This window comes from Flavobacterium sp. GSP27 (assembly GCF_003970395.1).
Lineage (GTDB): Bacteria > Bacteroidota > Bacteroidia > Flavobacteriales > Flavobacteriaceae > Flavobacterium.
On the sequence record NZ_RYDP01000001.1, the window covers coordinates 1 to 11,509 of the forward strand.

The 11,509-nt window shown below is 37.0% G+C and carries 10 protein-coding genes; 8 read left to right on the forward strand and 2 right to left on the reverse strand.

Annotation, left to right across the window (positions count from 1 at the left end; translation table 11 throughout):
• Positions 1-208: 208 nt before the first annotated feature.
• Positions 209-838: a chloramphenicol acetyltransferase gene (locus tag EKM05_RS00005; protein WP_126457688.1), complete on the forward strand. Its 630-nt coding sequence runs from the start codon at positions 209-211 to the stop codon at positions 836-838.
• A 37-nt stretch (positions 839-875) separates the two neighbouring features.
• On the forward strand, positions 876-1,382 hold the full coding sequence (locus tag EKM05_RS00010) for a ferritin (protein ID WP_126457689.1): 507 nt from the start codon (positions 876-878) through the stop codon (positions 1,380-1,382).
• Between the two features lie 295 nt (positions 1,383-1,677).
• Here EKM05_RS00010 and EKM05_RS00015 read toward each other — a convergent pair whose 3' ends face one another.
• Positions 1,678-2,010 (reverse strand): single-stranded DNA-binding protein, encoded by a 333-nt coding sequence (locus EKM05_RS00015; protein WP_126452160.1) that lies wholly within the window; start codon positions 2,008-2,010, stop codon positions 1,678-1,680.
• A 178-nt stretch (positions 2,011-2,188) separates the two neighbouring features.
• Here EKM05_RS00015 and EKM05_RS00020 point away from each other — a divergent pair, with 178 nt between their 5' ends.
• The 5 genes from EKM05_RS00020 (at position 2,189) to EKM05_RS00040 (ending at position 8,350) form a co-directional block, all read left to right on the forward strand.
• Positions 2,189-3,718: a bifunctional GNAT family N-acetyltransferase/carbon-nitrogen hydrolase family protein gene (locus tag EKM05_RS00020; RefSeq protein ID WP_126452162.1), complete on the forward strand. Its 1,530-nt coding sequence runs from the start codon at positions 2,189-2,191 to the stop codon at positions 3,716-3,718.
• The gene (locus tag EKM05_RS00025; protein WP_126452170.1) at positions 3,715-4,065 is read left to right on the forward strand and encodes a hypothetical protein; all 351 of its coding nucleotides are present in this window, start codon (positions 3,715-3,717) and stop codon (positions 4,063-4,065) included. Before EKM05_RS00020 ends, EKM05_RS00025 begins: the two co-directional genes overlap by 4 nt.
• Before the next feature lie 27 nt (positions 4,066-4,092).
• Positions 4,093-6,483 (forward strand): M28 family peptidase, encoded by a 2,391-nt coding sequence (locus EKM05_RS00030; protein ID WP_370275716.1) that lies wholly within the window; start codon positions 4,093-4,095, stop codon positions 6,481-6,483.
• A gap of 120 nt (positions 6,484-6,603) precedes the next feature.
• A complete protein-coding gene (locus EKM05_RS00035; RefSeq protein ID WP_126552761.1) occupies positions 6,604-7,407 on the forward strand; it encodes an SDR family oxidoreductase in 804 nt (267 codons plus the stop codon).
• A gap of 1 nt (position 7,408) precedes the next feature.
• A complete protein-coding gene (locus EKM05_RS00040; protein WP_231507449.1) occupies positions 7,409-8,350 on the forward strand; it encodes a DMT family transporter in 942 nt (313 codons plus the stop codon).
• A gap of 147 nt (positions 8,351-8,497) precedes the next feature.
• Here EKM05_RS00040 and EKM05_RS00045 read toward each other — a convergent pair whose 3' ends face one another.
• Positions 8,498-10,561, reverse strand: a complete 2,064-nt coding sequence (locus tag EKM05_RS00045; RefSeq protein WP_126452174.1) for a M13 family metallopeptidase — start codon at positions 10,559-10,561, stop codon at positions 8,498-8,500.
• A gap of 138 nt (positions 10,562-10,699) precedes the next feature.
• Between EKM05_RS00045 and EKM05_RS00050 the strand changes: the two genes are divergently transcribed.
• Entirely contained in the window at positions 10,700-11,365 is a 666-nt protein-coding gene (locus EKM05_RS00050) for an SCO family protein (RefSeq protein ID WP_126552763.1), read from the forward strand.
• Positions 11,366-11,509 lie beyond the last annotated feature (144 nt).

Below are 11,509 nucleotides of genomic sequence, written 5' to 3' on the forward strand. Positions count from 1 at the left end.
TAAATGCATAATCATATTTTACTTTTTTTTCCATAAAAAATGCCCCAAATAGTGTCTAACTTTTTGGGGCATGTCCAAAATTTCTTTAGGGCTTTTTTTAGAACTACACCTTATCTAACTGTTCCATTTTAGAATAGAGAATCAACTAACTCCTAACTATTCACAAAGAATAGCTGTACTTTTGAACTTTAAATAAAATCCCTTCATTTTGAGAACCCTTTTAGATATAGAAAATTGGCCCAGAAAAGAACATTTTCATTTTTTTAGACAATTTGAAGAACCTTTTTTTGGAGCCACAGTCAAAATTGATTGTACGAAAGCTTATGCAGCTGCAAAAGCACTAAATTCTTCTTTTTTTAATTATTATTTACACCAAACATTAGTAGCGGTAAATACCATTGAATCTTTTAAGTATCGAGTTTCAGAGGACCAAATATATATTTGTGACCAAATTAATGCTTCAGCTACAATTGGTCGGGAGGACGGCACTTTCGGATTTTCTTTAATCGAATACAATGCTGATTTTGCAGTTTTCAAAACGACCTCCGCTACAGAGATTGCCCGCATTCAAACCACAACAGGACTTTTTACCCGAACCTTTGAGGAGGATAACGTGATCCATTTTTCAGCAATTCCGTGGCTGGATTTTTCCTCTTTATCCCATGCTAGAAGTTTTTCCTTTCCGGACAGCTGTCCAAAAATATCTTTTGGCAAAATGAAAGTCTCCCCTAGTGGCAAAAGAACCATGCCCATGTCTGTTCATGTACATCATGGATTAATGGACGGTTTTCATCTGGGACAATTTGTGGATTGTTTTCAGGAATTGATGAATCAGTAGTGACTTATTTTTTTTAACTTTACTAAAAACTAAAATTATGCTATCTAAAAATATTGAAATTGCCCTAAACAAACAGATTCGCATTGAAGCAGAATCCTCGCAAACCTACCTTTCTATGGCGTGTTGGGCTGAAGTGAGCGGACTGGAAGGAATTGCTCAATTCATGTTTGCCCAATCTGACGAAGAGCGCCTGCACATGCTCAAATTAATCAAGTATGTAAATGAACGTGGTAGCCATGCAAAAATAACGGACTTAAAAGCCCCAAAAACTACTTATGAAACCTTCAAAGATATGTTTGAGGAACTTTATAAACATGAAATTTTTGTTTCGGATTCGATAAATGAGTTGGTACACATCACTTTCTCTGAAAAAGATTATGCCACACATAACTTTCTGCAATGGTATGTTGCCGAGCAAATTGAGGAAGAAGCGACCGCAAAATCTATTTTGGACAAAATCAACTTAATAGGAGATGACAAAGGCGGTTTATACTTATTTGACAGAGACTTACAACAAGTGGCGCTTGTCAAACCTGCTATTTAAATGTTAAAATTTATTTAGAACAGATAAAAATAATATACATTTGCCTTAGTTTTTAATTCTTTATAAAAATTGGAAAAGAAAAAAAAGGAAAAGAAAAAAAATCAAAAAGAAATCCTTAAAACCATTAAGATTGCAGAAAACTGCAAATCTAAATGTTGCAAAAAATTCAAAAAAGGGGAAGACAATCGCTGTAAGCGGTGTCCGTTGTTTGATTTATTAAAAAAAGTATCCTGATTCAAAACATAAATGCCCTCTGATACAGAGGGCATTATTTTATTGCTTAGTCTTGAAAAACCTATTTCCCTAAAAGCAAAACATCATCAACGACAACTTCAGTGATGTAACGTTTTTCTCCATTTTTATCGTCATAACTTCTATGGGTTAATTTTCCTTCAATGGCAATTTCTTTTCCTTTGGTAACATATTTCTCTATGATTTCGGCCGTTTTTCCCCAAGCAACGAGTTTGTGCCATTGGGTTTCTTCTACTTTTTCTCCTTTGTCGTTTTTGTAGCTTTCATTTGTAGCTAAGGAAAAATTAGCTAGTTTTTTTCCTCCGTCAAATGATTTGATTTCCGGATCATTTCCTACATGTCCAATTAACTGTACTTTGTTTCTTAATGTGCTCATGGCGTATACTATTTAAATGTTAGTGTATGTTTGTTGAATTGGTCTTTCAAATCAACAGGGCAAAGATGCGATCATAGCTAAAAAGCATTCGGTTGTTAACTATTTACTTTCGGTTGTAACTATTTGTAACCGTTTGTAATTGGTAAATTTTAGCTATATTTGATAAAATCATTATTTCATGCAAGCCAAAATAAACAAAGTAGAGTTACGAAATCTAGCGATTGAAGACTATAAAGAGCTCAAAAAATCAATGGTAGAATCGTATCCGGAAATGGTTGGTTCCTATTGGAGAGAACATCATATTGAAAAATTATTGAGCATTTTTCCGGAAGGCCAACTCGTAATCTTAGTAGACGGCAAAGTTGTAGGCTCTGCATTATCGCTAATTGTGGATGAAAGCTTAGTAGACAAAAACCATAATTATTCTGATATAACAGGAAAATATACCTTTTCGACCCACAATCCACAAGGGGATGTCTTGTATGGAATAGATGTGTTTATTCATCCAAGCTACAGAGGACTCCGCTTGGGAAGACGTTTGTATGACGCCCGTAAAGAACTATGTGAACAATTGAATTTGAAAGCAATTGTTTTTGCCGGCAGGATTCCAAATTATGGGCAACACGCCAAAACCCTCACTCCTAAAAATTATATCGAAAAAGTAAAAAGAAAAGAGCTACACGACCCTGTGCTTTCTTTTCAGCTGAGCAATGATTTTCACGTAATCCGGGTCATGAAAAACTATCTGGAAGGCGATACCGATTCTAAAGAATTTGCCGTTTTACTAGAATGGAATAATATTTATTACGACGAAAGCCCTAAATTAATAAACCTCAAGAAAAGTGTCATCCGCCTGGGACTCGTTCAGTGGCAGATGCGCCAACTGAACAATCTGGAAGCTTTATTTGAACAATGTGAATTTTTTGTTGATGTCGTTTCCGGGTATGGCAGTGATTTTGCACTCTTTCCAGAACTCTTTACCGCTCCGTTGATGGCGGATTACAATCATTTGTCCGAGGCAGAAGCCATCCGGGAATTAGCCAAACATTCAGAGCCTGTTCGCAAACGCTTTCAGGAGCTAGCCATTTCGTACAACATCAACATTATTACAGGAAGTATGCCTCATTTAGAAAACGGCACGCTTTACAATGTGGGTTTTTTATGCAAGAGAGACGGAACTTCAGAAATGTATGCCAAAATTCATGTTACTCCAAACGAAGTACAACACTGGGGGATGACTGGAGGATCACAAATTAAGACCTTTGATACCGATTGTGGTAAAATAGGCATCATGATTTGTTATGATGTTGAATTTCCGGAACTCTCTAGATTAATGGCAGATGAAGGCATGAATATTTTATTTGTACCGTTCTTAACAGATACTCAAAACGCCTATACCAGAGTCAAACATTGCGCACAAGCCAGAGCGATTGAAAACGAATGTTATGTAGCCATAGCAGGATGTGTAGGAAATCTTCCAAAGGTAAACAACATGGATATTCAATATGCGCAATCAGCAGTATTTACACCTTCTGATTTTGCTTTTCCAAGTAATGGAATCAAAGCCGAAGCAACCCCAAATACCGAGATGACACTCATTGTTGACGTAGATTTAGATTTACTGAAAGAGCTTCACGAGCACGGTAGCGTACGCATTCTAAAAGACCGTAGAACTGATTTATACGATATCAAAAAAATAAATCCATGACAAAAACCTGCTTAGAATGTGAAGAGAAAATTGTAGGCCGTGAAGATAAAAAGTTTTGTAGTGACGGATGTCGCAACGCCTACAACAATAAAATGAACAAAGACAGCACTAATTTTATGCGCAACATCAACAATAAGTTGCGTAAAAATTACCGCATTCTAATTGAACTTAATCCCGATGGAAAATCAAAAACCACCCGCGCAAAATTATTAAGCAAAGGTTTTGATTTTGAATTTTTTACTAATATTCTGCGAACCAAAACAGGAAATACTTACTATTTCCTGTACGATCAGGGGTATTTAGTTTTAGACAATGAGTATTACATGCTAGTCAAAAAAGACATTTAACACCGCATCCAAATCCACTTACTTACCATGAAAAAAGATTATTTCTCCATTTTTGCCGGTTTGTTTATTTCAGTAACCCTAGCGTTAATCTACTTTACGATGATGCCGCAATGGACTTCCAATGATCAAGGGTCCCTTACTGAGTTTTCGACCCAAAGGGCTTTGAATCACATCAAATCCATTTCAAAAAAACCTCATTATGTAGGCTCCGACAATCATGAAGTGGTCGCAAATTACCTCCTGAAAGAGCTAAAAAAGTTAGGACTGCAAACTTCTGTTCAAACCGGCTATACGCTAAGTGACTGGGGAAATCTTGTACAATCAAAAAACATCTTGGCTCGTATCAAAGGTTCTAATAGTTCCAAAGCCTTGTTGTTGCTTTCACACTATGACAGCGCACCCCATTCCTACTCGCCTGGAGCTAGTGATGCGGGTTCCGGTGTAGCTACAATTCTGGAAAGTGTTCGGGCTTTTTTATACAATAAAACCCCGCATAAAAACGATATTATTATTCTGTTTTCGGATGCAGAAGAGTTAGGACTTAATGGTGCTGCACTTTTTGTAACCCAACATCAATGGGCAAAACAAGTGGGACTGGTACTCAACTTTGAAGCCCGTGGTTCTTCCGGCCCCAGCTACATGCTGATGGAAACTAACAATGGAAATGCAGGATTAGTAAAAGAGTTTGCTGCTGCAAAAGCGACTTTTCCAGTATCTAATTCCTTGATGTACAGTATTTATAAAATGTTACCCAACGACACTGATTTGACCGTTTTTAGGGAACAAGGCGATATTCAGGGCTATAACTTTGCATTTATTGACGACCATTTTAACTACCATACCGCTCAGGATGACATCCAGCATTTAAACAAAAATACGCTGGCTCATCAGGGTTCATATTTAATGCCGTTGTTAAATTATTTTTCCAATACGGATTTAAATGCGGCGCAATCCAGTGAAGAGTATGTCTATTTTACCATTCCATACACTTTTATAAGCTATCCTTTCAGTTGGGTTTTGCCTATGGTTCTACTCGCCTTAGCGTTGTTTCTTTCGCTATTATTTATAGGAAGAGCCAAACGCCTTATATCAGCCCGAGAAATTGTAAAAGGATTCATTCCGCTGTTTGGTTCCCTGACGGCAACGGGAATAATTACCTTTTTTGGATGGAAAGGATTGCTGCTCGTCTATCCTCAATACACGGATTTGCTGAACGGATTTACCTATAACGGACATGCTTACATAGCTGCTTTCGTACTGCTGGCTTTAGCAATAAGCATGGTCTTTTATCATTTATTTTCATGTCGTAAAGTCAACATCAATCATTATGTAGCGCCATTATTTATTTGGATTGTGATTAATGCCATCATAGCTTTTATGTTACCGGGAGCTGGATTCTTGATTATTCCGGTGTACTTTGGTCTATTCCTTTTTGGGGTTTTCATTGTGACTCAAAAATCAAGTGAAACATTAAATCTTATTTTTAGCATTCCTGCTTTGATCATTATAGCTCCTTTTATCCAAATGTTTCCTATCGGTTTGGGACTAAAGGTATTGTTTGGAAGTGCCCTTCTTACCGTATTGATGTTCGGATTATTGCTGCCTATTTTTGGGGCTTTCGCCAAAAAGGGAATCTGGTCTATACTCCTGCTTTTGCTTTCCATTGGCTTTTTTGCGAAAGCGCATTTAGAGTCGGGATACAAACCCGGAAAAGCGAAGTCAAATAGTTTATTATACCTCTATAATGCTGACACAGATCAAGCCTATTGGGCCACGTATGACACCAATCTCGATTCCTGGACCACAGGCTATTTGGGTGTAAACCCGAAAAAGGCAACCAATTTGAACGAAATTCCGTTGTTTAGCAAATACAATTCTGGTTTTACCTATGCTGCCAAAGCTCCTAAAAAAGCGATTCCGAAACCAACTATCGCATTTCTGGAAGACCGAATTATAGGAAATCAAAGACATGTCAAAATAAAAATTTCCCCGAACAGAAACGTTAATCGCTATGACATTTTTGCCAATGAAAAAATGATACTTCATAATTTAAAAGCGAATGGCGTGACTACACTAGGTCGGAAAAATTCAATTTACCAGCGAAAAGGAAAGAAGATATTGAGTTATTATGTGGTAGGAAACGCCCCTTTAGAATTGCAGTTTAGTTTTAATGCTGCAACTGCGTTCAACATGGAACTGTTAGAAAGTTCTTTTGACCTACTTTCAAATCCTTTATTTGAAATCACGAAAAGAGAAAACTGGATGATGCCAACCCCTTTTGTTTTGAACGATGCGGTTGTCATTAGGCAAAAAATAAAAGCGAGTCCGGTTGTTGTGAATACTTTGAATACTACTGTAACAAATCCTGTTGTAAAAGATAGTTTAGCAGTAGTGAAAGACAGTTTGAAAAAATTATGATGGAATTTCTTTAAGGTCACATTTTATGACCTTGAATAAATTTAAATTTATGAGAATGCACGGCCACCAATTGTAACCGCATATAAATTTGAAAATTACGATTGATTACAAAAAACGAAAATGACAAAAATTAGTGTTCTGGGTTGCGGATGGCTGGGTTTGCCTTTGGCGAAAGCCTTCCTTTCAAAAGGATTTTCCGTGAAGGGCTCGACGACTTCTACAGCGAAATTAGACGTATTGAAAAATGCCGGAATCGCTCCTTTCTTAATTGCGCTTTCAGAAAATAAAACCACAGGAAACCTTTCTGATTTTCTGGAAAATTCTAAAATTTTAATCATTGATGTCCCACCAAAACTTCGTGGTTTAGCGCAAGAAAACTTTGTTGCCAAGATTAGAAATATGATTCCATCTATCGAAAAATCTTCTGTTGAAAACGTACTTTTCATCAGTTCGACATCTGTTTATAATGATGAAGCTATTTTTGTTACTGAAGAAACTATCCCAAAACCGGATACGGAAAGCGGCAAACAATTACTGGAAACAGAACAGCTTTTGCAAAACAACAGTCATTTTAAAACGACGGTATTGCGTTTTGGCGGATTAATTGGCCAGGACCGCCATCCTGTAAAATTCTTGGCCGGCAGAGAAAATCTTGACAACCCTAATGCAACCATTAACTTAATTCATCAAGACGATTGTATTGGAATCATTGAAAAAATTATTGAAACGGATTCATGGAATGAAACCTTCAATGCAGTGGCTCCATTTCATCCTTCTCGAGAACAGTACTACACCCAAAAAGCGAAGGATCTGGATTTAGCTTTGCCAAAATTTAATTCTGAAGAAAATTCAACTGGAAAAATAATTTTGAGTGCTCGCATAGAAACGGTTTTAAAGTATACTTTTACGAAACCAAATTTGTAATGTGAGAACTAAAATTAAGAATGCCGTTTCGTCCAAAATAGACACTATTGGACTGCCAATTTTGGCTTTGTGTTGGGTCAGTTTTTTTTGGGGAACTACCTGGATTGCTTCTAAAGAGGGCGTGAAACACATGCCCGCCTTACAACTTGTCGCCATCAGACAATTTTTAGGAGGATTCCTGTATATTTCCTATTTTTTATTTAAAAAGGCGCCTTGGCCAAAGGGAAAACAATGGAAAACGATCATCATTCTAAGCATTCTTAATTTTGTTTTAAGCAACGGATTAAGCACTTGGGGCGTCAAGTATATCAGTAGTGGTCTAGGCGCAATTATTGGTGCTTGTGTCCCTTTATGGATTGTGATCATTACTTTTTTTAGAGGCGACCGATTATCCAGAGTATCAGTTGTGGGTTTGATTATCAGTTTCAGTGGGGTTTGTGTGATTTTTTACGACCACCTGAGTGATTTTTTGATTCCTAGTTTCAGATTTGGAATAATCATTTCCATAATTTCTACTTTAACTTGGGCTTTTGGCACCTTGTACACGAAGAAAAAAGCAGCCACTTTTAATCCGTATTTTAGTTTGGGACTGCAAATGTTTATTTCTAGTATTTTAGTTTTCGCCTACACTGGCGCAACTGGAATTTCCGTCAAATTAAGCGAAATTCCTGCTGCTTCCTGGTGGTCTATCGCTTATTTAGTTGTTTTTGGTTCCATACTTACTTTCATTGCCTTTATTTATGCTCTTCAAAATCTTCCTGCGGAGATCAGTAGTGTGTATTCCTATATCAACCCAATTATTGCCGTGATTTTAGGCGCAATAATCTTTGGGGAAACCCTCAATACTGCCATAGCCGTAGGAGGTGGCGTCACCTTATTTGGCTTGTATCTGGTGAATTATTCGCTGAGAAGAACCCGAAAAAACAGTATCAAAACAGAATAAAAAAAGTCCCATTTGCTCAGGCAAATGGGACTTTTTCATACTACAAGATAATTTTTATACCTGTATTTTTTTCTGGACTGAAGCTACGTATCTGTGTCATTCGACTAAGGAGAAATCACATCAGGATCATACTCTCGTGAATAATTTCTACCAGATTTTTACTCTCTTTTCTGGAGCAATGTACATTCCATCATTTTCTTTAATATCAAAGGCTTGATAAAACGTATCAATATTTTGCAAAGGCACATACGCACGGTACATTCCTGGAGAATGCGGATCTGTTTTCACTTGGTTTTTCAAGGCTTCATCACGCATTTTGGAACGCCAGATCGTTGACCAGGAAATAAAGAACCGTTGTTCCGGAGTATATCCATCGATTAATCCCGGGTTTCCGTTTGCTTTCAGGTACAATTGCAAACCATCATAAGCGGCATTTACGCCTCCTAAATCTCCAATGTTTTCACCAAGCGTGAATTTACCATCTACAAAAGTTCCTGGAATAGGTTGCAAAGCGCTGTATTGAGCTGCAAGCGCTCCTGTTAAAGCAGAGAATTGTTTCAAATCTTCAGCGGTCCACCAATCTACTAAGTTTCCGTCAGCATTGTAACGCGATCCCGAATCATCAAACCCATGTGAAATTTCATGCCCGATAACGGCTCCAATTCCACCATAATTTACGGCTTCATCTGCTTGATAATTATAAAAAGGCGGTTGCAAAATAGCTGCTGGAAATACAATTTCATTATTTGATGGGTTGAAATAGGCGTTCACCGTTTGTGGAGACATGCCCCATTTTTCTTTATCGACTGGCTTGTTCAATTCAGCTATGTTTTCTTCAAAACGCCATTTTGCCAAGTTTTTAACATTATCAAAATACGTTCCGCCTTCTTTTGGACTTTTAATGGTCAAGGCTGAATAATCTTTCCATTTGTCTGGATATCCAATTTTTATTCTTGATTTATGCAGTTTAGCAAGTGCACTTACCTTAGTTTCTGTAGACATCCAAGGCAAATTATTGATTCGGTTTTCGAAAGCAAGAAATATATTTTTGATCATTTTTTCCGCTTTGGCTTTGGCTTCAGCCGGAAACATTTTCTCTACATATAATTTTCCTAACGCTTCTCCAACCGTTCCGTTGATGGTTTGAAGTGCTCTTTCGTCACGTGGTCTTTGACTTACAGCGCCCGTCAGGGTTTTTCCGTAAAACTCCCAGTTTGCGTCTTCAATAGTAGTTGACAATTGACTTGATGCTCTGTTTAATAAAGTCCAACGCATGTATGCTTTCCAGTCTTCTACTTTATTTTCTTTGAAAATTGTTTCTAAAGCAGTCATATATTTAGGCTGCGACACTATCAAGGAATCCACTTTAGGCAATCCTATTTTTGTGAAATAATTATCCCAGTTGATTGAAGGCGTCAGTTTTTGTAAATCTTTAACCGTCATTGGGTTGTATGATTTACGACGGTCTCTTCTTTCTACTCTATCCAATCTTGGTTTAGACATGGCGATTTCAAGTGCCAGGATTTTTTCGGCATTCGCTTTAGCAACTACCGGAGTATCACCAAGGTACTGTAACATTTTAGCAACGTGAAGCACGTATTTAGCTCGTTTTTCTTTAGAGTCGGCATCTTCAGAAACATAATAATCTCTGTCTGGCAAACCTACGCTACCCAATCCTACATTAATTACATTTCTATTGCTGTTCTTTGCATCAGTGCCTACACTGGCTCCCACAAATCCAATACCGCCAATTGGCTCCATTTCAATTAATAATGCCTCTAGGTCTTTCGCATTTTTAACTGCGTTTATTTTTGTCAAATACGGCTTTAAAGGCGCTATCCCAAGCTTATTTCTTCCTATGGTATCTAATATCGACTGGTATAAATTAACGGCTTTCCCTTGATCAGTATTTGATTTATAACTCGGATTCTTAGTGGCTTCCTTCAAGATTGCCAAAGCATCGGCATCTGTTTTTTGACGCAATTCATCAAAACTTCCCCAACGGGTTCTATCAGCTGGAATTTCTGTATTATCCAACCATGTTCCATTCACATAGCGAAAAAAATCATTGTTGGGTTGTACATTCTTGTCCATGTGGTTCACATTGATTCCTGGCTCTTTCGCCACGGCTGTGTTCTGGGCTTGACTTACCGTAAAACCCATGATTGCAGGAATCACAAAAAGCAACTGCTTATTGATGTTCTTTTTCATTTTTAATATATATTTAGTTAGTTTTACAAAGCTATCAATAAAACTTTTAACTTCTTGTTAAATTTTATCCCAATAAGATTGTGTTAATTTGAATTAAAAACAAATTTCGTTTTCGTATTTTTGTATTAAAATAACATTATGTTACGAATTTTAAAAAAATACCGAATCTTTTTAGGGGTCTTCCTGGTTTTTTCTGCAGTCGTTTTATCCTTATTTTATTCGGCCTTAAAGCCAAAAAAAACACTTCCTATTTTTAATCCTTCTGATGTAAATCCGGAATTAGTAGATAGTACGATTCAGTATAAAAGTAAATACCATACCATTGCTGATTTTTCGTTTGTCAACCAAAACGGAAAAACCATCACCCAAAAAGACTATGAAGGAAAAATATATGTGGCTGATTTTTTCTTTACCACTTGCGGCTCCATTTGTCCAAAAATGACCACCAATTTATCGGATATCCAGAAAGTTTTTGCCAATGACCCCAAGGTGAAGTTATTGTCGCATACTGTTTTTCCGGAGACGGACAGCGTTCCGGTTTTGAAGGCTTACGCCAAAAAATATAAGGTAGATGCTTCAAAATGGAATTTAGTCACCGGCGATAAAAAAGAAATTTATGAGATGGCCAGAAAATCGTATTTGGCCGTTAAACTGGGAGAACCAAGCGAATTATACGACATGGTACACACAGAAAATTTTGTATTGGTAGATACTAAAAAAAGAGTACGTGGGTTTTATGACGGCACTAACAAAGAAGACATGAAACGATTAATCGACGACATTCGTTTTTTGAGTGCCGAATAAGATTAATTGACCTTTAATTTCTTCGCCTTTTCTGATAAATCCCATCCCAATCCATGCATTTTTTTTGTCTTAATTAAGGTTTAAATGTGATATTTATCATTTTTATTTGTATTAAAATGTGTATTTTTGCAATCTTAATTCAAT

Bases quoted from the DNA above. Each gene is read 5' to 3' on its own strand.
- EKM05_RS00020 (WP_126452162.1), top strand. From the start codon at position 2,189: ATGCAAGCCAAAATAAACAAAGTAGAGTTACGAAATCTAGCGATTGAA.
- EKM05_RS00025 (WP_126452170.1), top strand. From the start codon at position 3,715: ATGACAAAAACCTGCTTAGAATGTGAAGAGAAAATTGTAGGCCGTGAA.
- EKM05_RS00035 (WP_126552761.1), top strand. From the start codon at position 6,604: ATGACAAAAATTAGTGTTCTGGGTTGCGGATGGCTGGGTTTGCCTTTG.
- EKM05_RS00015 (WP_126452160.1), bottom strand. From the start codon at position 2,010: ATGAGCACATTAAGAAACAAAGTACAGTTAATTGGACATGTAGGAAAT.
- EKM05_RS00050 (WP_126552763.1), top strand. From the start codon at position 10,700: ATGTTACGAATTTTAAAAAAATACCGAATCTTTTTAGGGGTCTTCCTG.
- EKM05_RS00010 (WP_126457689.1), top strand. From the start codon at position 876: ATGCTATCTAAAAATATTGAAATTGCCCTAAACAAACAGATTCGCATT.
- EKM05_RS00045 (WP_126452174.1), bottom strand. From the start codon at position 10,561: ATGAAAAAGAACATCAATAAGCAGTTGCTTTTTGTGATTCCTGCAATC.
- EKM05_RS00030 (WP_370275716.1), top strand. From the start codon at position 4,093: ATGAAAAAAGATTATTTCTCCATTTTTGCCGGTTTGTTTATTTCAGTA.